25 protein-coding genes are annotated in these 25,399 nt (G+C 46.8%); 8 read left to right on the forward strand and 17 right to left on the reverse strand.

The window, feature by feature from the left end; genetic code table 11:
• Positions 1-264: 264 nt before the first annotated feature.
• Positions 265-2,007 (reverse strand): DUF4214 domain-containing protein, encoded by a 1,743-nt coding sequence (locus H8K52_RS19465; RefSeq protein WP_186924581.1) that lies wholly within the window; start codon positions 2,005-2,007, stop codon positions 265-267.
• A gap of 370 nt (positions 2,008-2,377) precedes the next feature.
• On the opposite strand from H8K52_RS19465, the gene H8K52_RS19470 reads away from it, so the two are divergent.
• Together H8K52_RS19470 and H8K52_RS19475 are read left to right on the forward strand one after the other, a co-directional pair.
• The gene (locus H8K52_RS19470) at positions 2,378-3,517 is read left to right on the forward strand and encodes a carboxylate-amine ligase (protein WP_186924582.1); all 1,140 of its coding nucleotides are present in this window, start codon (positions 2,378-2,380) and stop codon (positions 3,515-3,517) included.
• A 4-nt stretch (positions 3,518-3,521) separates the two neighbouring features.
• Entirely contained in the window at positions 3,522-4,727 is a 1,206-nt protein-coding gene (locus H8K52_RS19475; protein ID WP_186924583.1) for a hypothetical protein, read from the forward strand.
• Between the two features lie 19 nt (positions 4,728-4,746).
• Here the strand turns inward: H8K52_RS19475 and H8K52_RS19480 are convergent, their stop codons facing one another.
• Positions 4,747-6,075 (reverse strand): NAD(P)/FAD-dependent oxidoreductase, encoded by a 1,329-nt coding sequence (locus H8K52_RS19480; protein WP_186924584.1) that lies wholly within the window; start codon positions 6,073-6,075, stop codon positions 4,747-4,749.
• Between the two features lie 171 nt (positions 6,076-6,246).
• Entirely contained in the window at positions 6,247-6,501 is a 255-nt protein-coding gene (locus H8K52_RS19485; RefSeq protein ID WP_186924602.1) for a DUF3079 domain-containing protein, read from the reverse strand.
• 100 nt (positions 6,502-6,601) lie between these two features.
• On the opposite strand from H8K52_RS19485, the gene H8K52_RS19490 reads away from it, so the two are divergent.
• Complete coding sequence (locus H8K52_RS19490) at positions 6,602-6,835, forward strand: hypothetical protein (protein ID WP_186924585.1); 234 nt, start codon at positions 6,602-6,604, stop codon at positions 6,833-6,835.
• A gap of 239 nt (positions 6,836-7,074) precedes the next feature.
• On the forward strand, positions 7,075-7,317 hold the full coding sequence (locus H8K52_RS19495; protein ID WP_186924586.1) for a CBS domain-containing protein: 243 nt from the start codon (positions 7,075-7,077) through the stop codon (positions 7,315-7,317).
• A gap of 22 nt (positions 7,318-7,339) precedes the next feature.
• Here the strand turns inward: H8K52_RS19495 and H8K52_RS19500 are convergent, their stop codons facing one another.
• Together H8K52_RS19500 and H8K52_RS19505 are read right to left on the reverse strand one after the other, a co-directional pair.
• Entirely contained in the window at positions 7,340-10,231 is a 2,892-nt protein-coding gene (locus H8K52_RS19500) for a WD40/YVTN/BNR-like repeat-containing protein (RefSeq protein WP_186924587.1), read from the reverse strand.
• A 96-nt stretch (positions 10,232-10,327) separates the two neighbouring features.
• Positions 10,328-11,011, reverse strand: a complete 684-nt coding sequence (locus tag H8K52_RS19505) for a YceH family protein (protein WP_186924588.1) — start codon at positions 11,009-11,011, stop codon at positions 10,328-10,330.
• Positions 11,012-11,366: 355 nt separating this feature from the next.
• On the opposite strand from H8K52_RS19505, the gene H8K52_RS19510 reads away from it, so the two are divergent.
• Complete coding sequence (locus H8K52_RS19510; protein ID WP_186924589.1) at positions 11,367-12,740, forward strand: FAD/NAD(P)-binding protein; 1,374 nt, start codon at positions 11,367-11,369, stop codon at positions 12,738-12,740.
• Between the two features lie 106 nt (positions 12,741-12,846).
• On the opposite strand, the gene H8K52_RS19515 is transcribed toward H8K52_RS19510, so the two are convergent.
• A complete protein-coding gene (locus H8K52_RS19515; RefSeq protein ID WP_186924590.1) occupies positions 12,847-13,740 on the reverse strand; it encodes a DMT family transporter in 894 nt (297 codons plus the stop codon).
• Positions 13,741-13,865: 125 nt separating this feature from the next.
• On the opposite strand from H8K52_RS19515, the gene gcvA reads away from it, so the two are divergent.
• Positions 13,866-14,762: a transcriptional regulator GcvA gene (gene gcvA, locus H8K52_RS19520; RefSeq protein ID WP_186924591.1), complete on the forward strand. Its 897-nt coding sequence runs from the start codon at positions 13,866-13,868 to the stop codon at positions 14,760-14,762.
• A 64-nt stretch (positions 14,763-14,826) separates the two neighbouring features.
• Here the strand turns inward: gcvA and H8K52_RS19525 are convergent, their stop codons facing one another.
• From H8K52_RS19525 to H8K52_RS19535, 3 genes are all read right to left on the reverse strand, one after another.
• Positions 14,827-16,239: a TonB family protein gene (locus tag H8K52_RS19525; protein WP_186924592.1), complete on the reverse strand. Its 1,413-nt coding sequence runs from the start codon at positions 16,237-16,239 to the stop codon at positions 14,827-14,829.
• Entirely contained in the window at positions 16,236-16,868 is a 633-nt protein-coding gene (locus tag H8K52_RS19530; RefSeq protein ID WP_186924593.1) for a hypothetical protein, read from the reverse strand. The genes H8K52_RS19525 and H8K52_RS19530 overlap by 4 nt, the downstream gene beginning before the upstream one ends.
• Before the next feature lie 443 nt (positions 16,869-17,311).
• Complete coding sequence (locus tag H8K52_RS19535) at positions 17,312-18,073, reverse strand: substrate-binding periplasmic protein (RefSeq protein ID WP_186924594.1); 762 nt, start codon at positions 18,071-18,073, stop codon at positions 17,312-17,314.
• A gap of 81 nt (positions 18,074-18,154) precedes the next feature.
• Between H8K52_RS19535 and H8K52_RS21670 the strand changes: the two genes are divergently transcribed.
• Entirely contained in the window at positions 18,155-18,283 is a 129-nt protein-coding gene (locus H8K52_RS21670) for a hypothetical protein (RefSeq protein ID WP_281387998.1), read from the forward strand.
• A 401-nt stretch (positions 18,284-18,684) separates the two neighbouring features.
• Here H8K52_RS21670 and H8K52_RS19540 read toward each other — a convergent pair whose 3' ends face one another.
• Together H8K52_RS19540 and H8K52_RS19545 are read right to left on the reverse strand one after the other, a co-directional pair.
• On the reverse strand, positions 18,685-19,278 hold the full coding sequence (locus H8K52_RS19540) for an HD domain-containing protein (protein WP_186924595.1): 594 nt from the start codon (positions 19,276-19,278) through the stop codon (positions 18,685-18,687).
• 144 nt (positions 19,279-19,422) lie between these two features.
• Positions 19,423-20,154: a substrate-binding periplasmic protein gene (locus H8K52_RS19545; protein WP_186924596.1), complete on the reverse strand. Its 732-nt coding sequence runs from the start codon at positions 20,152-20,154 to the stop codon at positions 19,423-19,425.
• 277 nt (positions 20,155-20,431) lie between these two features.
• Between H8K52_RS19545 and H8K52_RS19550 the strand changes: the two genes are divergently transcribed.
• On the forward strand, positions 20,432-21,046 hold the full coding sequence (locus H8K52_RS19550; RefSeq protein WP_222613853.1) for a glutathione S-transferase family protein: 615 nt from the start codon (positions 20,432-20,434) through the stop codon (positions 21,044-21,046).
• 148 nt (positions 21,047-21,194) lie between these two features.
• Here H8K52_RS19550 and H8K52_RS19555 read toward each other — a convergent pair whose 3' ends face one another.
• From H8K52_RS19555 to H8K52_RS19580, 6 genes are all read right to left on the reverse strand, one after another.
• Complete coding sequence (locus H8K52_RS19555) at positions 21,195-21,677, reverse strand: DUF1579 domain-containing protein (RefSeq protein WP_186924597.1); 483 nt, start codon at positions 21,675-21,677, stop codon at positions 21,195-21,197.
• Positions 21,678-21,699: 22 nt separating this feature from the next.
• Positions 21,700-22,107, reverse strand: coding sequence for a VOC family protein (locus H8K52_RS19560; RefSeq protein WP_186924598.1), 408 nt, complete (start codon positions 22,105-22,107; stop codon positions 21,700-21,702).
• Positions 22,108-22,187: 80 nt separating this feature from the next.
• The gene (locus tag H8K52_RS19565; protein WP_186924599.1) at positions 22,188-22,535 is read right to left on the reverse strand and encodes a YciI family protein; all 348 of its coding nucleotides are present in this window, start codon (positions 22,533-22,535) and stop codon (positions 22,188-22,190) included.
• Positions 22,536-22,562: 27 nt separating this feature from the next.
• Complete coding sequence (locus H8K52_RS19570; RefSeq protein ID WP_186924600.1) at positions 22,563-22,973, reverse strand: VOC family protein; 411 nt, start codon at positions 22,971-22,973, stop codon at positions 22,563-22,565.
• A gap of 40 nt (positions 22,974-23,013) precedes the next feature.
• Positions 23,014-23,460, reverse strand: a complete 447-nt coding sequence (locus tag H8K52_RS19575) for an SRPBCC family protein (RefSeq protein ID WP_186924601.1) — start codon at positions 23,458-23,460, stop codon at positions 23,014-23,016.
• Positions 23,461-23,673: 213 nt separating this feature from the next.
• Complete coding sequence (locus H8K52_RS19580; protein WP_246464716.1) at positions 23,674-24,984, reverse strand: RNA polymerase sigma factor; 1,311 nt, start codon at positions 24,982-24,984, stop codon at positions 23,674-23,676.
• Positions 24,985-25,399 lie beyond the last annotated feature (415 nt).

A 25,399-nucleotide genomic window follows, 5' to 3' on the forward strand; every position in this document is an offset into this window, starting at 1 on the left:
GATATCCTTGGCAAGCTCTTTTGCCAAAGCTTTCAGTTTTTCTCTATCCATTAAAATGTCCATCGGTAATTCCTCGCTCGAGAGGTTAATAGACCGTGGACATTTACACAAATTTATTCACAGGCTCGCGACGTCTTAGTCATTGTTAGACCCTACGCTGTCGCCTTTGGAAAATATTTTTCTGGATTAATCTTATTCGTTTCTAATTGGCTTATTTCTTAAATTAGATTTTTTCAAAGTGTCATTTGTCATCGAGCCAGTTGCTTACTCAGGAAACTTAAAGGTCACCGTCCCCGCCATAGGATCACCACTTGATGATCGAAATCCATCACTCAAAAATTGCACCGTGCCGCCAGGTGTGTAGCTGAGGAACTCGATCACAAAGGTCTTTTTGTCAGACATCCAATAAGATGATTTTGGCACGTAGTCGCCTTTGACCAAAAAGCCCGGACCCATCATGCGATCAAAACTAATGACAATCTTAGGATCGGTGCCAGCGGTAAATGTTGGGCCGCTGACGATTTTGCTAAAACTTGGAGCATCCGATTTTGGTAGACGGAATACAAAAGGAGTACGCATAGCGACATTCGCACTTGACACAAAGCCTGGCTGACCGTCATTACGGATGCCGTTAAAGTAAACGTCGCTACCCGAAACGAATTCATTAAACTCGATCACAAAGCTACGTTTATCAGCTTTCCAATACATGGCCTTCGCCACGAAACTTCCTTCAACCGCAAAACTAGACTGCATCGCGCTATCAAACTTGACCTCCAATGTTGGCGTTGCCCCTGGAGTGAATTGTGGAATGCCGATAATCGCTGGTGGTTCCAATAACTGTGATGCACTCTTAGGGAAGTAATAGACGATATCCTCACTAATGGGGATGTGTTCGGCGGAACTAAATGCAGGCAGACCGTCACTGCCAACGCCGAAAAATGTGACCCGCCCATTCGCTTGAAAGTCCTCTATTTCGATAAAGAAGGTGCGTTTGTCGCTGCGCCATCCTGATGATTTTTGTACATACGATCCTTCGGTTTGATAGCTGCTGTCCATATCTCTATCGAAAGTTAATTCCAATAAGGATGGTGAGCCTATCGTCAACTTAGGTTCGCCGATTAACTGTGGTGGAGATTTATTCATGTCGGCTGCAAAGCCTATCACTTTGAACATCGCTTTTGCTGCGTCGATGTTAGTAGGAGTCACCGCCTTGGCAATCGCCATGGTTTTGATGATGGATTCCTGCCCACTGCTGTAAGTTAAACCTTGTGTGATGGCGAAGTCTGCTGCAACTGTGTACTTGTTCTCAAGTAGCTGCGTGACCCAGCCGAATTCGGGATGGTTGGTGAATTGATGTGCGACATTGAGTATGGATAAGATCAAACCACCCTTGCTGGTCTTGCCAGTGTCGAGCTCATCAGCCCAATAGTTAACGTCTTTTTCCGGTGGTGCCGTTGCACCAGAACGGCCAAGCACGTTTTTATAGATAATCTTGACGAAGTCAGCATTGCTCATGCTCGCGGTATAGTCGGTTTGTTCGCTATACAAAATCGCTGCGCCATAAAAAACATCCGCAATATCCTCAATCGATTTTCCAGCCCGCTTTTCATTAATCCAATAGGCTAGGCCTTCAGCATCAGGGACACGATTAAAAAAAGCGACATACAACTCAACGATTATTTTGAGTTCATCAGCAGGAATGCTCTTGCTTAAGGCCAGCATGTTTGTATTGAGTTTGAGATCAGAAAACTTCAACACGGTGGTACTTAAGGGATGCAGTACCGTCACGCCACTCTGCTTATTCTTAATTTGAAACTGTGTTGCCGTCTGCGTGATCATGTAGTCAGCACGCGGTCCGTTGAATTCGACGATATTGTCTACCATTGGTGGCGGTGTTGACTTCGTGGAGACGCCGGTACGTTCATCGTTTGCTTCACCCCCGCAGGCAGCTAAGGCAAGTAATAGTGCATAGCAGCTGAGAGTACGAGTGGAGAATAGGAGTTTCATGTTAGCCGTGTGAGTTAAATTAGAAAACTTGAAGAATGAAGCTGACCTTAGGATGCACGACGCAATCAGAAGCATTTAGTACATGATTATTTACCTATTATCTTAACATGCCTGTTTTCTAGGCGGCTCGCGATCTTGAATGCGAATACATCAGAAATCGTCATGGTTAAAGCTATTGATCTTAATTCTGCAGATTCTAACTAGTAAAACCATAAACAAGCACCTTTATCCCCGCTTAATAGCGTAATTGAAAAAGCATGCTTATCTCTACAATCTTGAAAAGACTGTTTCTAAGTTTGTTAACAATTAGTAGCGCTCGGTCAAAGAATTGGGTTTGTTAGCGATATCAACGTTAAGTGAGGTGAAGCATATGATGAACATAATTACTTTAGGTGCCGAGGAAGAATTACAGATTGTTGATCAACACAGTCTGGAGTTAGTTGCCCATGATTTTGATCTAGGTCAGGCAGACTACCCCGATCGAGGTGGTAGCTCGTCGTGTGAGCTGCATAAAGCGGTTGTGGAATTGCAGACGCCGATTTGTCAAACGCCCGATCAAATTGTTGCCAGTGTTGCGTCGATGCGCGAAGTGATACGTTTAAGAGCGCAAGCGCAAGGGCAAAGAATTCTATCGGCAGGCGTTCATCCTTTTTCTGATTGGAAGGAACAAGAGATCAACAAAGATCTGCAAAAACATCAGCATTACATTCGCTTGGTGGATGAATACGCCGATGCCATGCGAAGCATGGTCTCCTATGGTTTTCATGTGCATTTGGGTTTGCCACCAGGCATACCCCCGATGGTAATCTTTAATTCATTGCGTAATAGTTTGGCTGCGGTATTGGCAATTTCCTTGAGCTCGCCATTTTACGAAGGCCGCGATACTGGTATGCAGAGCTGGCGACATTCGATGTTGGATCGCTTACCGCGTATGGGAACGCCAGATATTTGGGAGTCTGAGGCGGCCTATTTCGATCACATACAATTGCTACGCAAAGTTGGCACCTTAGAAGCGCAACATGGGATGTGGGAGGATTTGCGACTACATCATCGCTATCACACTTTAGAAGTCAGAATCTGTGATGCCACGCCATCTCTAGAACACATCTGGTTGATTACGGCTTTACTGCAATGTGAAGTGGCAACGCTGGTACAAGATTATCAGCGCGGTTGTTTGCCAAAACCCTTGTCACGTGCCTGTCTCGAAGAGAATAAGTGGCGGGTGCGACGCCGTGGTCTTGCGGCATCCTTGATTGATTGGCATAGTGAAACCCCGGTGAATATGCATGACTATTTTGATCTTTGGTTATCGCGTTTAACACCGGTTGCCGAAGATTTAGGTCTACTCCAAGGATTGCGTGAAAAGTGTCAGGCTTTGTTTATACAAGGTGCATCAGCCGATATTCAGCGCGGGATTTTTCAACGCTCGGAAAACTATCAAACCATCGTGCAACATTTGATTCATGAAACTGAGGCGGCGCAGTTTGCTGCAACTCAATACGTGCAATAAGCCTATGTCGAATATTGAACATCCGTTTCATGCATTGACCTTCGAGTTGCAACAAGGTGCAGCACAATCGAAACTACGCATACATCAACTTTGGGCGCAATTGGCTGGCACAGCTTATGTGCCTGAGCAGCCTGTCTTGTTTTCCGAATGGCCAATTGTCGCCTCGCAAACGCTACAAGATAAATTGATGCAAAGGGTCGAATCGCTGTGCCACGTCTTAAAACCACATTTGCAAACGCAAGTGATGCAGACAAAAGGCTGGCAATACGGTAGTGCTGCCGATGTCCTGACCGTCGATTACGCCATTATCTGCGATGATGAGCATGGTGAAGGAGATGCTGCTTGGGATATTCGTCTGGTCGAATTTCAGGCCTTCACGTCCTTACTGACCATGGGCTACCGCATGCAACAGGTGCACAGTCAGTTATGGCCGCAGTTGGCTGATTGCCCGCCATGGACAGCACGAGAGTCTGAACACGATTGGCTACGCATTTGCCGATCTTGGATCGCAGGCGGCGATAGTCCAGCACTACTAGAATATCGACCTTGGCAGCGCGGTACGCTATTTGATTTACATGCGGCGTCTGTATTGTGGAATTTGCCTATTATTGAGCCGCACCAAATAACGGTTGATGACAAGGGTCACTTGTTCTCAAATCAGAATGGCGCAGCACAACAGCACGACAAAATTTTCAATCGACTCATTCTGAGCGAATTGGATGATGGTGATCAATTTCTCCATCAATTACAAAGCGCCAAGTTACAGTGGCATTGCCATCCCGCCTGGTATTTTTTAGTACACAAAGGTTTGGCTGCAGAGTTGACAATTCCGTTTGAGCCTGAGAATGTCAAAGCCAATCAATGGCGCAGTTTGCATTTGCCAGCACAGAAGCTAGTTGCTAAGAATATCTATTCGTGCGGCGGTAAAGATTTACGAATTGGTCCTGAAGCGCAAGAGTTAGATCAATTAGAGCAAGCGGAAAATTGGTTGGTGCAACCACGTTATCGTCCCTATCCGGTGATGAATAATAAGTCAGGTGAACCAGTGTATGCCGAGGTGCGACTGATCATCCAGATGAATGAATCGACCAAACCGCGGGTCGCGATGCAGATCGTTCGTATGTATTACGCCGCACAGGCATCTGCGAGTTTTTTTCAAGGACGTGAAGGTGAGGGGTCGACGATACTTCATACGCCCCCATCATCCTAATGCCAAGACGCTTTGGTGCTCAATGCAACTTAATCCTCGGATTTCGGACGCGGTCTATGGTCTCAGCCCAGGTCGATAACCAAGTATGAAACCAGCCATTGACCGCCACCTGATGATGTTTGTGTAGCGACCAGTACATCCATTTGGCAAGCGTACCTTCGATAAAAACCGATCCGCTGGCAATGGCGCCCATCAAGCTTCCTACGGTGCTGTAATTGCCGAGTGACACCAGGGAACCGTGATCTTTGTAGACAAAGTCTTTGAGGGATTTCCCGGCCAAAGTACGACATAGGGAGTCCGCCAGACAAGTTGCCTGTTGATGTGCCGATTGTGCGCGTGGTGGCACATTGGGCAAACCCTCGCCTTGCGGGCAGGCACAGCAATCACCGATCGCAAAGATCGCTGGATCAAGCGTGGTTTGTAAATTGCCCTTGACTACTAATTGATTCAGGCGATTGGTTTCCAAACCATCGAGCTGGTGTAAAAAGTCAGGTGCTTTGATACCCGCTGCCCACACCACAATGCCGCTTGGAATAAATTTACCACTCGCCATCGCCACACCTTCTTTACTGACTTCAACCACTTTTTCATTAGTATGAATCTCAATCGCCATACTGCGCAGCTCTTTGGCGACCGCATCGGATAAGCGCTCAGGTAACATCTGCAGTAGGCGAGGGGAGGCATCGACGATGACAATTTTGAGTTCTTTTTCTGGATGAAAATTAACGAGTCCATAGCTCGATAATATTTTGGTCGTCATGTGCAGTTCGGCCGCTAGCTCCACACCAGTCGCACCACCACCGATAATGGTTACGGTGAAACGGCCTTCACCAGCATGTTGCTGTTGCGATTGTGCGCGTAGACAGCAATTAATGAGTTTTTGATGGAAGCGTTCTGCAGCTTGCAGAGAATCGAGCATGATGCAATTATCTTTTGCACCTTTAGTGCCAAAATCATTGGTTTGACTGCCGAGGGCGATGACTAATTGATCGTAATGAATCGCCTGTAGTGGCAATAGCTCATTACCATCTTCATCCAAAGTTGGGGCGAGATAGATTTCTTTTTTCTCACGCGACAGACCTTGCATACGACCTAGGCGAAAATGAAAATGCTTACTGAGCGCCAAGGCAAAATATTCGCGCTCATCAGCATGACTATCTAAAGTGCCCGCAGCGACCTGATGCAATAAGGGTTTCCATAAATGGGTGCGATTGGCATCAATTAAAGTAATGCGTGCTTTACCTTTTTTACCGAGCCGTTTGCCGAGGCGTACCGCTAATTCTAAACCTCCAGCGCCGCCGCCGACGATGACAATTTGGTGCAGTGATTCTCCCTGAGATGCGTTCATAAGTTTTCCTTGAAGTTTAAAAAGCCATTTCAAGTATCACTAAGCATTCTTGTGCATTTTTGGGGGCTACACAACAACGGTAAGGCTTAATTTTTCTTGAAATAGATTCTCAACAACCGGCGTGCTGAACTGGGATTTTTTCTTCTAGCGATAAGATGTCCCGACAGGATTTTACTCTGACTTGAGATTATGTGTAGGTAATCCGTAGATATGGGCTTTGGCGTGGTGTAGGACTGATTTGATGTCGTCGTTCTGTGTTGCGCTGGTTGGATCAACTATCAGCCAATCCTCTCCAAATAATTCAGATGGATGTGCTGTGCGATCTGCGCCGTTGCCACATGCCATGTCGCTAGCCGGACAGAAACGATCACAGCCCCAACAAATTCGTTCAGGGTGTTTTGGCAGGATAGGAAATTTTTTGTTCATCATCGGTAGTCCGAGATCATTTTAGCTTGTATGTCTTTGAACAGTGGCATTGTCACATTAGAAAATTGATTTGAATTAAGAATTAGAAGTTTTAAATTCGATGCTACTGCTAGGGTTTGCGATTCTCTATCACCGATGGTCGGGGGAGTTTTATTCGCATTTTCAGGGTGTGACGCAAAATAGCCATGGTACTGATGATGCGCCAATGAGTGCCAGATTGGGGGGGAGTCATGATCTTGACGAGGCCATCAAACGGCATGGCAAATTGCTCGACAAATTGCTCGACATTTGGCGCGACGATTTGGTGATGCTGATTACGCAAACAGAAATCTAAGTCTATCAGCGGCGTCATGGTCAGATCGCGTGCAAAAACATCGGGTCGCGAAAACTAGTGACGGTTAGATTTGAAAGTCGCTTAGAAGACGGTCGGTAATTGCTACGCATTCATAAAATTCGATGACTTCCGGTTATCGACGAGGGGCAGCATTTGATCGGTATCGTGACACGAATTGATTTTCTTAATAGCGCAGATTTGGATGTCTACCATGATTTTGATCTTAAACTGCGGCACTGATGGATAACGCGCGTTCCTTGAGTGCGAGTCATGTGCAGGTGGCAGGGCATTTGATGACGAGTGCCCTGACCACCGCGACTGAAGATACGTCCATTCTTGAATTGGTTAAATTGCTGTCAGATGAGGGGCTGCATCAAATTCCTACCCTGAATAACAATCAACAACTAACTGGCTTAGTGACCCAATCTGATCTGATCGCCGCTCTGTATAGGATGCAAATTGATAAAGTCTTGCAGCCGTAGCGGCGATGCCGAGATGGTTGTTTCATTCCTTCGTGCTTAATACCTTGTTCAGCTTCAGCAGCGCCGCTTTTGATTTCTCGATGACGACTTGGGTAGGTGGATTGTCTGCGCCTTGTAGCAGGCCCATCAATTTATCCATTTCTTCATGGAGTGCTTTTCGTTCCGGTGTCATTGCTGCAGTATGAATGCGATTCATACTATCCCGTAGTTGCAGACTCAAATCGAATTGTTGCTGTAATGCGGCCTTGCTGGTGGTGACGCGAGGATCCATTCTGATTGTCATACTTTGTTGGCTGGTTTTGCCATCCACGATTAAACTTAGCTGATATTTACCTGGCATGGCCCATGGGCCGAGATCGGTGCGTACCGTGTTTTTGTAAATCGCAGCGATAGGGAACTCTGCATTTTGTCCTGCGGCTTTGCTGTAGTGTAAATCCCAAATGAAACGATGCATGCCAGCTTTGCGTGGCAATATTTGTGCAGGACGTTGCCAATAAACCGGCACATTGCTGCCGGTCTCCAGCGGTTCGGGCGCATCACTGGAATGATAGCGGCGCACTAAGCGACCAGCCTCATCGCGGATTTCAAGCGCGACGTCAGTGGCATCTTGTTTGAGTTGAAAATACACAATTGCCCCGTCAGGTGGGTTCGCACCAGCGGGTTCTTCCGGCGGCAATGGCGTGTCGGTATTCATATTCCAGCGCACACGTGTTGCCAATTGTGGAGCGAATAAATGCATCGTGGATTTTGGATCAAGCTGCTTGAGCTGACGTATGGGGCTGATGTCATCCAAAATCCAAAAGCCACGTCCATGTGTTCCAATCACCAAATCATCGCCTTGTATCACGAGATCGCGGATCGACGTAATTGGTAAATTTTGTCGCAGACTGGCCCAGTGTTCACCATCGTCAACAGAAAAATACACAGTGCGTTCGGTTGCGGCATATAAGATGCCTGCAGCTTGTGGGTCTTCTCGTACGGCATTGACAGTTTCGCCATCAGGAATACCGTTGACGATCGAACTCCATGTTTTGCCGTCATTGCGAGTGCGCAGAATGACTGGACGTAATTGATCCAGACGTAAAGTATTGATGGCGGCATAAGCGACTTTTTTATCAAAGTGGCTTGCTTCGATCAAAGAGACTTTGGCCCATGCGGGTAAATTTGGTGGCGTCAGATTATGCCAACGCTTGCCGCCATCGTCAGTGCGGTGCAGTAAACCATCGTCGGTACCAACCCAGATTTTATTGATATCTAATGGTGAAGGTGCGACCGTATAAATCACGCCACGTTGTTTGATTTCTGCTTGGTATGGAGCGACATTGGCAGGGACTTCCCAAGTTTTGCGACTCAAGTCGGGACTGATGATTTGCCACTTGTGGCCGTAGTCCGTGGTCTTGAACAAGACATTGCCAGCGTAGTACAAGGTGCGTTTATCGACTGGCGAGAATACAACCGGCGCGGTGCGTAAAAAACGGGTGCCGGGTACTTGTGGTGCAATGTCTTGGGTTTGTCCGGTGGCTTCGTCAAAGCGGGTGATTTTTCCGCCAAAAATAACGCCAGGATGGAGTGGATCTGGGGCGACATAACCATATTCTTCAACCCCGACTGGTTGCCAATCTCGAAAAGTAATTTGACCGTTATCGCCGCGGCTTTTTACAGCGGCAGAACCGCTCTCTTGCTGTCCGCCATAAACCCGATAAGGGAAACGATTATCGGTGCTGACATGATAAAACTGCGCGGTAGGCTGGTTGTACCAGCTACTCCAGGTTTGCCCGCCATTGACGGTAATGATGGCACCCTGATCGCTAGCATTGAGCATGATGTCAGGATTGTTTGGGTTGATCCAAATTCGATGATAGTCATCACCGCCCGGCGCGCCACGTACTGCTGTCCAAGTTTTACCGCCATCTTCACTTTTTTGAGTAGCGATATTAGCGGAATAGAGAATATCTGGATTGTTGGGATGTACCTGAATCTCGGCGAAATCGTCGGGACGACCAGAGACGCGTTCTTCATTATTGATCTTATACCAGTGATTACCCGCATCATCGCTGCGATAGGTGCCCGTCTCTTTGGCTGCGTTGACCTGCGCATAGAGTCGATTGGGATCTGATGGAGCGATGCTGATATTGATACGACCGACATTTTTATCGGGTAAGCCATGGCGCAGTTGGTTCCAGGTATTGCCGCCGTCGGTTGATTTGTAGACACCGCTGTTCGGCCCTTGAAAAGCGCCGTTTTCCCATGGCCCCTGGCGTGCATGCCACAGGGTTGCGTAGAGCGTATTACTATCCTTTGGATGCATTACCAGTCCAATTGCACCGGTGTGCTCATCTTTGTATAACACTTTTTCGAACGTCTCTCCACCATCGGTCGAGCGATAGACACCACGTTCACTGTTGGCACCATAAGGATGTCCCAATGCTGCCACAAATAAGCGCTTATGATTGTTTGGATCGACGACGATCTTACCGATTTGCTGGGCATCACGTAGTCCTAAGTGTTTCCAAGTCGCGCCCGCATCGTCACTTCTATACATGCCGTTTCCGGTGCTTAGATCCGGTCTGTGTAAGCCTTCACCACTGCCCACATAAACCGTATTTGGTTGCGAACGAGCTACGGCAATATCGCCAATCGAGCCTGTTGATTGTTGATCGAAGATCGGAAACCAAGTGTGCCCGTAATCCGTGGTTTTCCAAACGCCACCATTATTGACCCCGATATAGAACACATTTGCTTGTGAAGGCACGCCCTCGGCACCGACCGTCCTGCCACCACGGAATGGGCCGATATGACGCCAACTCAAACCTTGATATTGTTCAGGCTGTATCTGCTGTGCACAGACTGCGTTGTCGAGATAGGCGCTGCTGATGGCGACTGCGATTAGTATTTTTGCAGGGAGTTGGCGCATGGATTTCTTTCGTGTTAGAGCGTGCCATTCGAAAGCATCAGATCGATTGACGATGATGCTTAGCTTACTGATGTTTCCAGATTAATTTAGAAAAATTTATTCAAATTGTTTTTTGAATTCAGCTAACTGCAAGCTGATCTCAGCGACTGTTTGACGTAACTGGGCGACTTCGTCTTCGAGATTCGACAGTCGGTCTTTGTGACTGGCAGCAGAAATTGATGTGGCTGGCGCACTTGCTTGCAGTTGTTCGATGGCGGCTTCATCGCAACTCAGTAAATGCGCGTAACGTGGCTCTTTAGTTCCAGGTGCCAGTGCAAGACGAGTCACTAAAGGCGGATATTTGTTCATCAAAAACTCTAAGGATTTTTCAAGGTCAGCTAGGTTGGTAAAATCATGTAAGCGACCGGCACGGCTACGAATTTCTCCGGCAGTTTGCCAGCCGCGTAACATCAAGGTGGCTAGTGCTGCTAACTTGTCTTGCTCTAGCATCCATTTGAGGCGCATACGATGCTCATATTTTGCTACCCGTGCACCAGCTTGATGAGTAATGCCGATCAGCTTTTTAGCAGCTAAGCGGTCGAGTGCTTCGCTCACTTGTGATTCACTTAATGACATCACGGGTTCGCGGCTAGTCAACTGATTGCAGGCATTGACTAGCGCATTGAGTGAGAGTGGATAATTGTCCGGCGTTGCAGCCTCTTTTTCGGCGAGCGAGCCTAAGATACGGACTTCAATGTCATCGAGAAAATCCTGGTTAGATATGGTCGATTCGCTAGTCATGGGATGCTTTCTTGAGATGGTAATAATGGGTTCGGCGTGGGAGACGAAGGGTTGCTGTTTTAAATTGCAGCGCATGCTATGAGAATACCCAATACGGAGCGCTTTGGTCAATTTCTATCGCCCATAGATACGTCACAAAGTACAGCGACTCGGGCAATGTGGGGCGCTTGATGTTCTCATTTTTGACATCGCACTGTTGGCTATGTCAGGCGACATTGGCAATTGAGGACTTGCAATCACTAGTCGCCAGACGAATTCTTTATCCGATGCACATTCTGCAAAACAACAATTGAAGTGAGGTTTAGTGCCTATAATCACACTTGTATTGTCTTTCTCCTCATTGTTGAATTTATTTATGACTACAGTTGCCATCGTCGGTGCCGGGTTTAGTGGCTTACTTACCGCTTATCATTTACTCAAAGACAGCTCGATTCCTTCCTTACATATTTATTTGATCGAGCAAAAAAAGCGCGCGGGTCGAGGTTTGGCCTATGGAACATGGGACGATAATTTTTTGTTGAATGTCCCAGCTGGAAATATGAGCGCGATTGCAGATGATCCGCAGCACTTCGTCAGGTATTGTCAGGGGATTGATCCAGCGTTTAATGATGGCACTTTTGTTTCTCGACGTATTTACGGTGATTATTTGGAAGACTTGTTAGCGCAGGCAATTGAAGAATCCGATGCCAGATTAGAGGTGATTACAGCATCCGTGCACGCTGTGAAAAAGACCGAGCAGGGACAATTTCTTGTTCAATTAACAGATCGCGATGCGCTACTTGCTGATAAGGCAGTGCTGGCATTAGGACACTTTGCATCTGCTAATCCCTTGCAGCAACACAGTCCCCAATTTACCGCAGAGGATTTTAAGACGACTCACGAGACACAGTGGTTAGAGCAGGCAGATCGCTCACTTCCTGTGGTGATTATTGGTAGTGGACTCACTGCGATTGACGCTATTTTTAAATTGAGTAGTACAGACTTGAGCAGACAAATCATTTTGGTTTCTCGTCGTGGCTTGTTACCGCAGCCACACAGAACGAATCCAAAAGCGCCAGCAAAAAATTCTTTGGATACTTTGTTCCGTTCTCCCAATACCATCAGAGCTTATGTGCGAGCGCTTCGCCTTGAAATTGCTCGGCGCGAACAGCAGGGGGGCAACTGGCGTGACGTGATCAATGAATTGCGTCCTTATACACCAGAGATCTGGCGGCGTTTTTCTGTCACTGAACGCAAGCGTTTTTTACGACAGATCTTACCGTATTGGGATACGCATCGTCATCGGCTGGCGCCAATAGCGCATAAACGACTGCTCAATTTGATGAGTCGTGGTCAAGTCGAGGTGCTCGCGGCGAGAGTTAAACAGATTCAGCCCACATCATCGGGATGGCGCTTAAGCTTGCGCTCGCGTCAGGAGCAAGTTGTGCACCAGATAGATGCCGCTGGCATTATCAATTGTACAGGTCCTGATAATGATATTCGGCGAATTGATCAGGACTTGATACAACAGTTACGCTCAGATGCGTTGATTAGCGAAGATCCCTTACATATCGGTATTTTGACCCAGTCAGATTATCAAACTATTGATAGACAAGGTCAGGTGAATGCCGGTCTTTACTATATAGGTCCAATGTTGAAAGCGAGTTATTGGGAGGCAATCGCTGTTCCTGAATTGCGAGTCCATACCGCATGTTTGGCTAAGGTTATTGCTGCTAATCTGTCAGCTTAGAGCATCTGTCGAATAATCGGTCTTGAAGGCGTGCTTCTACAAGCCACAGTCATCGATCTCAATGCCTCATCAAGCAATTCGAATCGATGACTTCGTCCCATTAAGGCTAGGGCGCCGTTCCTGGAATTACCGTTCTTTTGAAAATCCCCAATGACATCGCTGTGGCAAGCAACACGATGGCTATCCCAGTGATGATGCCCGTGGTGATTGGTTCGCCCAGTAGTAACCAGGCCCAGATTGACGCAGTCGCGGGGATCAAAAAAGTCACTGTCACTGCCTTATTCGCGCCTTCGGTTGCAATTAAGTGAAAAAACAAGGCATAGGCAACACCAGTGCAAACCACGCCGAGTATCACCACCGACCATACCGCGGATGCTGTGCCGTGCACAATTGCGTTTGGTATCGATGGCATGGCAAATGGCAGCAACACCAGCGCAGCGGCAAACTGACTGCCGGTGGCAACTGCCACCGATGGAATTTGTTTAGCATGCATGCGCGTGTAGGTCGCTGCAAAGCCATAATTCATTGCTGCACCCATACCAGCCAAGACGCCGCCGATCACCAACGGCGTGACGGTAATTGGCCCTATCCCTACCAATACAGCCACGCCAGCCAAGCCCAGCAAAAATGCGGCGATACGTAGGCTGCTCAGACGTTCTGCTAATAATAAATAGCCAAATACAGCGGTAAAAATGGGTGCCAGTGAATTCATGGTGGCCATGTAGGCAGAGGGGATATACAAAGCCGACCAGGCAAATAAGCTAAATGGGATTGCTGTGTTCGTAATGCCGATGATGAAGTAAGTCTTAGCATTCTGACGCCACGCAAATTCGACTCCTGTATGGCGGGCAAATATATACAGAGCTAAAGCCCCTAAACTCGCACGACCAAACGTCGTAAGGATGGGCCCAAATACTGGCGCGGCGATACGCATTAACATAAAACTCGTGCCCCAAATGAGTCCAAGGAGAAGCAGACGGGTCAGATTTGCACTAGACATGATGGTTTTCTTTAGATGATGATGGAAGACAGGTATTACCAATGTGCTTGCATACTAGCTAGCTTGAGGCCAAAAAGCGAACGATACTTATTGACATGTGCTGTTAGAAAATCTAACAATACAGCATGTTGCCGACTTCCTTAAATTCTCTAACGACCTTTGAAGCTGCTGCGCGCCATCAGAGCTATTCATTGGCGGCGGCGGAGCTGCATATCACGCATAGCGCAATCAGTCAGCAGATGCGCGTGCTGGAAGATAGCTTGGGCGTTACGCTGTTTGAACGCAAGGGTAGGCAAATGCAATTGACTGCAGAAGGCACGCAGCTACTCAAACAAATTCAGCCCGCCTTACGTCAGATCAGTCGTGCCTTGGCTCAGCTTAAGACCGAAAAGCGAACGCCAGCAATTCGCGTTGCGACCTTGCAGTCTTTTGCGACTTTCTGGCTCTTGCCGCGCTTACGACAATTTCAAAATGCGCATCCTGACCTAGCGATTCACATCCAAGCAGCAATCGGTTTGGTAAACCTGGATAAAACGCAGACCGATATCGCGATTCGTTTTGGTCTGGGTAAATGGGAAGACTACGACGCCGAAAAATTGCTCGATGATCAGCTCTATCCTGTGTGTAGCCCTGATTTCAATGGCGGACGTTTTCCCGCTAGTCCTAAACATCTACGCAACTTTCGAATTTTGTGTGTGGAGAATGGACGAGAATGGCAAAACTGGAGTCAGTTAGCGGGTATTGAGATTACCAGTTTCAAACATGAAACCCATCACAGCGATAGTAATTTGATGTTGACCGCTGCCAAAGCCGGGCAAGGAATTGCGGTAGCGCGTCATAGCTTGGTTGCCGGAGAAATCGAAGCCGGCAATCTGGTGCGCCTATTCGATCTGATCGCGCCATCGGATTACAGCTACTATTTGGTGACGCCCAAGGGCTTGCAGAAAAACGACGCCTTGCAAGCCTTTGAGCAATGGTTAAAAAAAGAGGCGAAGGTTTTTGCGAGAAAACTTTTGGCGTAGTTTTACTTTGTTAGCAGCCTTGCCTAGCCTCCCGTTCTCGCTTCTTTGGCACACTTCTTGAGTTTTATAGCGCCTCGCGCAATGCTTGCTTGTTCTGATAGGCAAGTAGTTGTGCTTTCAGCGTATCTAGTGGAAGCGCCAAAGACTTCGCATCGCTCAGCGCTTTTTCTTGCCACTGTTCGGCTGCGATAAAGTCGGCATTCTCGGCATGGACCGCTGCTGCTGTCCGGTAGTAGCTTTGTCTATCTTTGTGCTCGGGGTCTGCGGCTTGCAGATAGGTGAGTGCCAGGGCGCCATTGCGGATGGTCGGGTCCGGATGGGTTGCTAGTACCCACGCAAGACGGAGTTTTGGCGCATTGCTGGTTTTTGATGTGGATGTAGCTGCTTTGTTCAGCCAATACATTCCTTGGTCTTCGTTCTTTTGGAGATGGGAACCGCTGAGTAACTCTTGCGCTAATAAGTATTGGGCGTCGACGATATGTTGACGCGCGGCTTTTAACAGCCAAGCAAGACCTTTGTTAGGGTCTGGAACGCACATATTGCCATTCAACACATTTTGTCCCAAAAAGAAACTCGACACGCCACTGCCATTTTGCGCTGCTAGTTGGTACCATTTATTCGCGTTTTCTTCTGACGCTAGTTGGGGTTTATAGTTGGTAAAACTCGGTAGGACGTCGAGGTAGTAGGCAAAAATAAACTGCGCATCTGGATTGCCTGAATCCGCCTTTTCTTTTTGTTTGATTAGTGCCTGATTTATTTTTCCTCTGCTAAATTCGGTATCATTCATCATGAAATGAAAACGGATTTTGACACCGTGAGTGTCAATCACTTTTCCTGCCACACGCTCCGGCTCATACTGCCACTGACGAACTGCATCGATCACGGCGTGGGTAAAGGCGATGTTTGAACTGTAATAGACGAGGTGATCTCTGGTTGTACCTTCTTTGGTGACCGTAAAAAAAATATCAACCCATCCCACGGTACCATTTCGCAGCATGGTGGTCGGATATACTGGATTTACATTCTTGAGGCTGCGCAATCGGCTTGATAAAGAACTGGTACTAGTGTAAATCGGCACCATGTTTTTTTCTATCGCTTCAGAATTAAATTGAGCATACAGTTCCTGATAGCGTTGATCTGCAGATTTTTTCTGCTCTTCTGACAAGCCTTGATAGACAGTCAGATGCAAACCACGTTCTTTGAATTCAGTATCTTGCGCCGCGAGGGTGAGCCAAGCATAAGCTTGAATACTATCTTTAGGAACAAACTCGCCGCGAAAATACATGACACCAAGATTAAACTGAGAGGCAAAATCACCAAACTTTGCCGCTTGTTGAAATTCGTAAAATGCTTTTTCAAAATTGGATTGCGCATAATGTTTCATGCCTAATTCAAAATCAGCGCGTGCGATTCCACTAAAGCTCAACAACGCAAGAGCGGCGGCGTAGCAACAGGTACGGAAAATGTGAGACATCATTCTGGTTGTCCTTGTGTCGAGCTTGTTGTATTTGTTTTTTGTAATGGCATGTAGTGCAATTCCTGAATGGTGACCGCTTCATTGCTGTTGCTAACTTTTATCTCGTTAAACTTTTTAAGGGCTTGTACGGACAGTGTTTCCTGATTCACCGAAACCGATGTGAGTGCATTCTTGTCCCAGCTGATCGCAATGATTAACTCCTCATCCCACTGTAGAGGAGTGCGAAAATATTTAAAACGGGATTCTGTATCGCTAGTGTAAAACTTGATCTGCGCTTCCGGTCCGGTTGAACAATCATATCCAGATAAGCTCAAGCTGATCGGACTTTCACCAAGACTTGGTGTTGTAGATAATGCGATCAATGTCATTCCATGGCGCGGGATTTGAAGCTTGAGTTGTACCTGTCCCGGTTCACGGTGAAGTGGCATTTGCCACGCTTTCGTTGCGCCTATGTTGGTATTGCGGGGTGGGTAATTGGCTGGTAACAAGCTGGTACAAGCCGTCAACAAAAAGATGGGTGCGACTAAGAGATATTGTCTCAATTTGTGAACATGAGCACGTGCAACATGTTGCATTTCGGCGAGCTTGAAGGGTTTGATTGCCATTCGGTGAACGAGGGGATTGGTCATGATGATAGGTTTCAAATAGGGGCAAAATTAGCGGCATACATCATGTATGTCAACATGTTGCAGCAAACTAGATCCATATTTTGCTTGCGATAATTAAAGTTTAGAAATCATCTTTTTTATTTTAATAAAATTTCAAGCTAATGCAACAAATCTATTTTGTCATAAAAGCAGCTGATGTGGTCAATAAGCTAGTAATAATAATAGCGATAGTGCAGACGATGCCAGCACGATTAGCACGTTTAGCACGTTAAAGAGCAAGATTGAGTCTGCTAAAGTTCGTCAAAACGAGATGGATCGCTTCGTGCATTGACTGCACGTCATGCAACAGTGCGGTCTAAAACTTGTCAGTGAGATTTGAATAAACGCGAACCGTGGTCCTCACTTTATCAAAGGCGGCAAGTGTAATTCGAGGAAAATACAGAGAGTTGATGCTAGTGCGAAGCTTAATACTTATTGTCGATATTTTTGTAGGTACCATCCGCTTTCATCTCGCGCAATTTGAGATTCAAAAGATTGGTGGTTTCCGCATTCATGTTTGCGTTACAGGCTAAGTAATAATCTGAAGAATGGTAGTTGAACAGCCATACGACTTTGTCTTCAAGATGGTTTTCCATAATAATTTTCTTACCATGGGTGTCGCCCGCCGTTGCGTATTCAATTCGACCTAAGGCCACATTTTTGAACGTTGTCGTCGACTCTATCGACGTTACCATTTGAAACCCTTTTTCTGAGAGATAGAGTACTGAGACATTCCCCGCTTCTGTTCCAATGCTCGATTGTTTGATATCTTCCAGTCGTGTCACTTTCCCAAATTTGTCTGGACTTCCAAAGACCGCCCAGTTGCCGACAGAAATTGGACCTATCCACACAAATGACGCTTCTCGATCTTTTGTCCTTACGGTAGAAAATACGCAAGTGTCCGCATTCTTACGCGCCAATTCAAATGCCCTGTTCCAACTCATTATGCTCATTTGATATGGCAACTGACTTCGCTTAAATAATTCATGCACTTTATCAGCAGACTGCCCATAAATTGCAGTGCTGTCTTTGTCAGTAATATTTTGAGGAAAGAGGTATTCGGTGGTGATCTTGATCGTCGGTTTTTTTGTTTGAGCAGCACTTAAATCACAAAAGACTAACAAAAACGAAAGACACACCAGAGAGACTTTGCTGTGTAAGTGCTTTGCTTGTTTTATGTTGAACATTGCGAAGGTCGTGTTTGGAAGCAGGTGAAATGGTTTTTGTACGGTTACTGTGCCACATTTTTGAAGCGTAGAGAATAATTGATGCAGTCAACTAGGTCAAATATTGTTACGTCCTTCTTGCGATTGTCGGCACAAAATCCTCAACAAGTCGCCAAGTTTGCGGTCGCGGAATGGAAGGGCGAATGGGTGAGCGCTTCTGACGGCAAGTAATCAGAAGGATGGTCAGCGCAAACTGGCTTTCAGAATTGTTGACTATTGATATGCAAATAGTGTTTTTGTATTTTCTTAAATTTATTGATTTGGGCCGACAAAAGAAATAGGTGTGGCTTGTTTTGGCCAACGAATCGGATCGTCGATATTCAGACGAAGCAATACGCCTCGCGACCATGTCGGTGTGCTGTGCTGTTTAAGAATGCGGCATGGAGTGAAATTGGAATTGACGATGCTGTAGCAATCTCGCGTAGACCATCAATTGACAAAAATTGTCGTCGAATAAAAGCGCAGGGAAGGCCTGTAATGCTGTTCAGTTAAGCTCTTGTCTTATTTCTCGTCATTCCCGCGAAGGCGGGAATCTAGTGGCGTAAAAGCCTAACGACGCTGGATCTCTGCCTTTATTCCCCACGCAGCCAACCCCGCTCAGTAGCGATATCAATTTGTGCTAACACATACTCCCAAAGTTTTGGTGCCGAGCTTTCGAGATAGTGATTGCGCTTGATTACCTGATGCCTTAGCACCTTGTTTTGTGCCCAGCTACCGCCTTCGTTTTGCATGTTTTGAATTAACGGCAGTATGCGATCCATCGCTTTGGCAAACTGCGCATCGGGTGTTTCTGCGAGTTCAAATTCATGCCAGAGTGAGATGAATTTTTCACGCTGTGACAATGGCAACAACCCAAAAATACGATCCGCCGCCGCGCGTTCTTTGTCTGCTTGTTCACCGAGCACAGAGTGATGATCAAACGCAAAAGTATCGCCCGCATCAATCTCCACAATATCGTGAATTAGCAGCATTAAAGTCACCCGAGAAATATCGACGGCGTCATTGGCATAGGGCGCTAAAACATGCGCTGTTAAGGAAATATGCCAGCTATGTTCAGCACTATTTTCGTAACGATTGTTGTCGGCCTTGATCAGCGCTTTACGGTATACCGCTTTGAGTTTATCGAGTTCGAGGATGAAAGCGATTTGTTGAGAGAGTTCTTGCATTATGTTTAAATAAAATATTGAAGTGAGCGGAAAATGATCCGCTTCATTAGGTAAAAAAATAAGAATGGCATTGGTGATGCGACTCAGCTTGGTTTGTACCGAGTACCATCATGCAAAAGACGTGATCCTATTTTCGAGAGTGCCCTAATACTTATTCTCGATACGCTTGAAACTACCATCGGCCTTCATTTCGCGTAGATTCTTGTTGAGCAATGCGATGGTCCGGGTGTCCATCTTTGGATTACAGGCCAAGTAATAATCCGAGCTTGAATAATTAAACAACCATACAACTTTATCTTTCAGGTTGTTTTCGGCAATGATTTTTTTGCCGTGGGTATCTGCAGCAGTGGCATAGTCAATCCGACCGAGAGCGACATTTTTAAATGTAGTGACAGATTCCGTTGAGGTCACCATTTTAAAGCCTTTTTCAGACAAATAAGCGAGCGATACCTGACCTTCCTCAGTCCCAATCGTCGATTGTTGAATGTCTTTGAGACTGGTCACTTTGTTTAATTTATCAGGGCTTCCAAAGACTGCCCAATTTCCAGTCATGACTGGTCCAATCCAATGGAAAGATGACTCTCGTTCTTTTGTTCGCGACGTGGAAAAGACACAAGTGTCCGCATGATTGCGCGCCAATTCAAACGCTCGGTTCCAGCTCATGATATTCATTTGGTATGCCAACTTGCTTCGTTTGAATAATTCATGAATTTTGTCAGCCGACGCACCATAAACCACACCATCTTTGTCAGCAATACTGTATGGATAGTAATGTTCGGTCGTGATTTGGATGGTGTCTTGTTTCGTTTGCGCTGTACTTAATCCGCACAATGTCGCCGACAATAAAAAACACAAAATCAGTGGTGGAGTTTTCAAGTGCTAAGTCTCAAGTTAGAAGAAGCAATTGTGCTTTTAATAGCAATAAGGAGAAGTGCTAGGTAAGGGCTAAGTGATCGCCAAACAAAGACATCACGAAATCAAATGCTGTAATGGATCCAAGAATAATTCAAGCAGGGAAGGCGGTCAACTGTTCTTGTGACCTTGTTCATTTTGTCAAAGTGATCTAAGTTTTTGCCACACCCAAATGACGCAAATGATTACAATAGACGCGTGACGATTTGACCGATTTGACCGATTTGACATAAGGATTTCTATGATTAAGCTCTATGGCAATACTGATTCGGGTCACGCCTACAAGGTACGTAACTTTTTATTACTCGGCGGACTGCCGCACGACTATTGTTGGATCGATTTATCTTTACCTCGAAATCAGCGACCAGCCGAATTTATTCAAGCGAGTCAGTTTGGCGAAGTCCCTGTCATGGTTTATCAAGGCCAAGCGTACTGCCAATCCAATGCGATACTGATCTATTTGTCACAAAAGACGCGTCGCTTTTCTGGAAAAACACCGCAAGAATCGCAGCAAATTCTTGAATGGCTGTCTTGGGAAAGTAATCGGATCGGCTTTAGCTTGCCGAATCTCCGTTCCTCGCTACATTTTGATAAACAGCCACCTATCGTTCTCAACTATCTAAGTGAGCGCATGGGCAGTGACCTGATGTGTCTAGAAAAATTTTTAGCAGGTCGTGACTATTTGGTGGGGAATCAATTGACCATCGCCGACATTAGCTGCTCAGCGTATTTATTCTGGCTCGATCATGTTGGCATTCATGAACATCATTACCCGCACATTCAAGCTTGGCTTGATCGTATGCGCGCACATCCGAATTGGTTACATCCAGACAAAGTTATGGTGAAGGCGTCTTGAGACGCGCGTGATGTTTGCGAGATTCAATAAAGAATAGTGCGTGTTAATTCGTAGCGTGGACACGGCTTGATCGTGTCCACGCGTTACGGTAGTTGATGGTGAAAAAACGTGCGTGTTAAAAGTGACTCTCGATCGCCTATAACATCGACTATTTACGGTGATAGTGTGCGCTCATGAACTGGTGCCAATTGCCGTCTTCACTTTGCATACGCGAAGTCAGCGTGCGGTGATCGGGTGTGATGAATTCGATGATGTCCTGATACTTCGACATCGTGCCATCACCAGCGAAGCTTGGACCTTCAGAGTCAAGCGTAAGAATTTTTGCAGACGCATCGAGTGTGCCTAGGTAAGGCCACAAATGTGTCATCACCGACGCGATAAACGTGCCAACGAAACGCTTTGCTTCTGGGTCGTACCCCAGTGTCATCACAGAATTCCATGGACCGCCTTCTGGCGAATCACTGGTTCCCTCGCCGATCGTCCATAATTTGCCCAAAGGCTTAACCACTTCACTTCCAGTCGTTTTCATAGGAGGCTGGTCTGGCCCCATGAGGCATTCGGATTCGAAAGTCCACTTGCCGACGAGTTGTTGTAGCCAAAGATGTTCTGTGTGTGGTTCTGGAACTTGCATGATTTAACTCCTTTAGTGATTATTATGCCGACGGAATTGCCGACATATCCATCCAAACGGCTCCCCAAATATGACCATCGGGATCAGCGAAATCGCGACCATACATAAAGCCATGATCTTGCACCGGATTGATATCGGCAGTCCCGCCCTTGACCAATGCGATATTATTCATTGCATCAACTTCGTCGCGTGAGTCACACGAAATATTTAATGCGACTTCGCTCGATGTGCTCGGCGGAATTGGGCGTGTTGTGAAGCTGCTCCATTTTTCATGCGTCAATAACATCACGCTGATGGTTTCGCTCCAATCCATTAAGGCTGCACTGTCGTCGCCACATTGCGGATTGAATTTGAAACCGAGCTCTGTATAGAATGCCTTGGAAACATCTATATCCTTGACCGGTAAACTAATGGTGATCGTCCTTGCCATAATTCTTCCTTATTAATTGAAGTTAAGTGGTTAAGCTAGGTGATTCTTCGCGTTGTCAGTCGTTTTAACTAGGCTGCTACTTATGTTGTGCCCGCGCCTAAATCCAACTCGCGCACTGGTCGCACTTCAATACTGCCGAATTTTGCCGGTGGAATTTTCGCCGCCCAATTAATTGCCTCATTTAAATCCTTGGCGTCGATTAAATAGAAACCTGCCAATTGCTCTTTGGTTTCGGCGAATGGTCCATCGGTCATCGACATTTGCCCATTGCGCACACGTACCGTGGTCGCAGTTTGGATTGGGTGCAGTGGTTCGGCGGCGAGCATGTGGCCGCTTTGTGCTAATTGCTCGGCAAATGCAAAGCAGGTGGTGTCAGGGCAGGCGCTCCAATTTTCTTCTGATAGGTAGACGAGGCAGAGATATTTCATAGCGAGATTCCTTATCAAGTATGCTGTTTAGGCGCTAGCTAATGCCGCTGGGTCCATCCAAAAAATCTCCCACACATGACCATCTGGATCTTGTACCGAACGACTAAACATGAAGCCGAGATCTTGTGGCGGATTAGGATCTGCCAGCCCACCCGCTGCTGCGGCGCGATCTAAGATGGTATTGACTTCGTCCCGGCTATCGAAAGTCAGTGCGAATAAACCAGCACTGGTGGCGCGCGCATCGGCAATCGGCCTAGCCGTAAAAGAACTGTATTTGGCATGCGTTAGCAGCATTACGTGGATGGTTTCAGATAGCACCATACAAGCTGCAGTGTCGTCTGAAAACTGCGGGTTTCTACTGCCGCCTATCGCGGAGTAAAAAGCAATGGAATTAGCGAGGTCGGTGACTGGCAGATTCACGAAAATCATTTTTGGCATAGCGTTTCCTTAACGTGAGGAATGAACTAAATTCTGATGCTTATCCAGCGATTTCTGGTTCAACCAGCTTCGCCAATTGTTCTAAAGATTCTTGCCATCCCAAGTAACACATCTCGACGGGAATCATTTCGGGAATACCAGTTTGGCTCACATTCAATTCCGTACCACAAGCGACCGCTTTGAGTGATACGGTCACGAGTAACTCGCCTGGTAGATTGGGGTCTTCAAATTTGTCGGTGTAACGCAGCAATTGACCAGGGATTAATTCCAAATATTCTCCACCAAAAGCATGCGAATGCCCAGTCGAAAAATTCTCGAATGACATGCGGAAAGTGCCGCCGACTTTGGCATCTATGTGGTGGACGGTGCAAGTAAAGCCATACGGTGCAATCCACTTTGCCATCGCAGCTTTGTCTAAAAACGCACGATAAACCTTATCTGGGTTTGCTTTGAGAACGCGGTGAAGTTGAACGGTGCCAGTTGCCATCGAGATATCTCCTTTTAATTGATGTAAATGGGTTGGGGACTAAAGTGATGCTTGTTTATTGTAAGCGGTACTTTGCATGACATTTTGTTCCCAATCTACTACTAGTCGAACGGCAGAATCTTAAATCGACACCAGTTCAAAGAATATTTTGAATTATTTTCTCAATGGGGCGTAAAGTTTTTGAGTTCTCCATGATTGCACTCTAAGTTATTGCTAATTCTCCGCCAAAAGGCCACACATTTCTGCAATGCGTTTTTGTAAAAATCGCTGCTCAGCACCTTGTTTGGTCAAAGCTAAAGCTTGTTCATAAGCAAATTGTGCTTCCTGATAACGAGCCAAACGGCGATACATGTCGGCTTGTGCTGCGTGTGCTAAGTGATATTTTTGCAGCGATTCTTCTTGTAAAAGATCGTTCACCAAGGCCAGACCTGCCGCTGGGCCATCGCGCATCGCAATTGCCACCGCATGATTGAGTGCAACAATGGAACTGGGTTCCAAGCGAAAGAGGGCATCGTATAAGCCGACGATTTGCAGCCAATCGGTGTCTGCACTTGTCGATGCTTCTGCATGCACGGCTGAGATCGCGGCTTGCAGGCTGTATGTGCCGAATTGCCTTGTGCGTAGCGCTTGTTCAGCCAAGGCACATCCTTCGGCTATCAATTCGGCATTCCACAAACTGCGGTCTTGTTCATCAAGTGGAACTAGATCATTCTGCAGATTGACGCGCGCAGCTCGGCGCGATTCATGGAGCAACATGAGTGCCAATAGACCCATAATTTCGGCTTGGTCAGGCAGTAATTCACGGAGTAAACGCGCCAAGCGAATCGCTTCATTCGATAGATCACCCCGCGTGAGCATATCGCCACTCGATGCAGAGTAGCCTTCATTGAATACCAAATAAATCACGCGTAAGACGCTGCTCAGTCGGGCAGGAAGTTCCGTTGCATCCGGTACTTGATAGGGAATCCGCGCATCGCGAATCTTGCTCTTTGCCCGCACGATGCGTTGTGCCAAGGTCGGCGCGGGCAGCAAGAACGCACTGGCAATCTCTTCGGTGGTCAATCCACAGACTTCGCGCAGCGTCAGCGCGACTTGCGCATCAAATGCCAAACTAGGGTGGCAACAGGTGAACACCAAGCGCAGCGCATCGTCTTCCAGCATGATTTGTTCTTGCAGCACATCCCAAGTCGGCGTTTCGTCTGCAATGTTCTCTGCCTGTTCCTCAGCTTCATCCCATGCAGTAAAACGCTGATTGCGGCGTATGCCATCAATCGCCTTGAAGCGTCCTGCAGAGACCAGCCAAGCATGTGGATTTTCTGGAATACCCTGCCTTGGCCATTTTTCGATAGCGGCTCTAAATGCTTCGTGTAGAGCTTCTTCCGCTAAATCAAAGTCACCGAGTAAGCGCACCAAGGTCGCAAAGAGTTGCCGCGATGACTGTCGATACAGCTGGTCTATGGTCAAAGTAATGTCGTGATTGGTAATGTGCATACGACGCGCGCGGCTGATCAATGAAACTGTCATTATCTGCGTAAGCGAGATCGAATTGTGAAATTTAGTTGTGATGAATTGGTGCGCAATGTGGACACGGCATCTTCGTGCCCACGCGTTACAGTTGTTGAAAGTGAAAAGTTGAGATTGCGCCTTATGGACTTATTTCGTTGAAGCGACAAAGGAAAATATTCGTGCCGTAAGTAGGGTGCAATAGCCAAAGGCGTATTGCACCGTCCGACAGTCGACCGATCAACAGCGAGGCAATTCATTTACAAATCAAAAAACCAAAGGAAACAATTGTTCGCCATGATCAACCACCATACGGCGCAATACGCCTGCGGCTATTGACGTATATGGACTCCTCCAATATTGCAAATTTTTTTGTTCAAACAAAAGGTGTAACTGCTCGCGTATATCCGGCTTCTATCTGGGCACCGTCGCGCCC

It is taken from the genome of Affinundibacterium seohonense, from assembly GCF_014284305.1.
Lineage (GTDB): Bacteria > Pseudomonadota > Gammaproteobacteria > Burkholderiales > Burkholderiaceae_D > Undibacterium > Undibacterium seohonense.

Bases quoted from the DNA above. Each gene is read 5' to 3' on its own strand.
- H8K52_RS19465 (WP_186924581.1), bottom strand. From the start codon at position 2,007: ATGAAACTCCTATTCTCCACTCGTACTCTCAGCTGCTATGCACTATTA.
- H8K52_RS19470 (WP_186924582.1), top strand. From the start codon at position 2,378: ATGATGAACATAATTACTTTAGGTGCCGAGGAAGAATTACAGATTGTT.
- H8K52_RS19475 (WP_186924583.1), top strand. From the start codon at position 3,522: ATGTCGAATATTGAACATCCGTTTCATGCATTGACCTTCGAGTTGCAA.
- H8K52_RS19480 (WP_186924584.1), bottom strand. From the start codon at position 6,075: ATGAACGCATCTCAGGGAGAATCACTGCACCAAATTGTCATCGTCGGC.
- H8K52_RS19485 (WP_186924602.1), bottom strand. From the start codon at position 6,501: ATGAACAAAAAATTTCCTATCCTGCCAAAACACCCTGAACGAATTTGT.
- H8K52_RS19490 (WP_186924585.1), top strand. From the start codon at position 6,602: ATGCTACTGCTAGGGTTTGCGATTCTCTATCACCGATGGTCGGGGGAG.
- H8K52_RS19495 (WP_186924586.1), top strand. From the start codon at position 7,075: ATGGATAACGCGCGTTCCTTGAGTGCGAGTCATGTGCAGGTGGCAGGG.
- H8K52_RS19500 (WP_186924587.1), bottom strand. From the start codon at position 10,231: ATGCGCCAACTCCCTGCAAAAATACTAATCGCAGTCGCCATCAGCAGC.
- H8K52_RS19505 (WP_186924588.1), bottom strand. From the start codon at position 11,011: ATGACTAGCGAATCGACCATATCTAACCAGGATTTTCTCGATGACATT.
- H8K52_RS19510 (WP_186924589.1), top strand. From the start codon at position 11,367: ATGACTACAGTTGCCATCGTCGGTGCCGGGTTTAGTGGCTTACTTACC.
- H8K52_RS19515 (WP_186924590.1), bottom strand. From the start codon at position 13,740: ATGTCTAGTGCAAATCTGACCCGTCTGCTTCTCCTTGGACTCATTTGG.
- gcvA (WP_186924591.1), top strand. From the start codon at position 13,866: ATGTTGCCGACTTCCTTAAATTCTCTAACGACCTTTGAAGCTGCTGCG.
- H8K52_RS19525 (WP_186924592.1), bottom strand. From the start codon at position 16,239: ATGATGTCTCACATTTTCCGTACCTGTTGCTACGCCGCCGCTCTTGCG.
- H8K52_RS19530 (WP_186924593.1), bottom strand. From the start codon at position 16,868: ATGACCAATCCCCTCGTTCACCGAATGGCAATCAAACCCTTCAAGCTC.
- H8K52_RS19535 (WP_186924594.1), bottom strand. From the start codon at position 18,073: ATGTTCAACATAAAACAAGCAAAGCACTTACACAGCAAAGTCTCTCTG.
- H8K52_RS21670 (WP_281387998.1), top strand. From the start codon at position 18,155: ATGCAGTCAACTAGGTCAAATATTGTTACGTCCTTCTTGCGATTGTCG.
- H8K52_RS19540 (WP_186924595.1), bottom strand. From the start codon at position 19,278: ATGCAAGAACTCTCTCAACAAATCGCTTTCATCCTCGAACTCGATAAA.
- H8K52_RS19550 (WP_222613853.1), top strand. From the start codon at position 20,432: ATGATTAAGCTCTATGGCAATACTGATTCGGGTCACGCCTACAAGGTA.
- H8K52_RS19555 (WP_186924597.1), bottom strand. From the start codon at position 21,677: ATGCAAGTTCCAGAACCACACACAGAACATCTTTGGCTACAACAACTC.
- H8K52_RS19560 (WP_186924598.1), bottom strand. From the start codon at position 22,107: ATGGCAAGGACGATCACCATTAGTTTACCGGTCAAGGATATAGATGTT.
- H8K52_RS19565 (WP_186924599.1), bottom strand. From the start codon at position 22,535: ATGAAATATCTCTGCCTCGTCTACCTATCAGAAGAAAATTGGAGCGCC.
- H8K52_RS19570 (WP_186924600.1), bottom strand. From the start codon at position 22,973: ATGCCAAAAATGATTTTCGTGAATCTGCCAGTCACCGACCTCGCTAAT.
- H8K52_RS19575 (WP_186924601.1), bottom strand. From the start codon at position 23,460: ATGGCAACTGGCACCGTTCAACTTCACCGCGTTCTCAAAGCAAACCCA.
- H8K52_RS19580 (WP_246464716.1), bottom strand. From the start codon at position 24,984: ATGACAGTTTCATTGATCAGCCGCGCGCGTCGTATGCACATTACCAAT.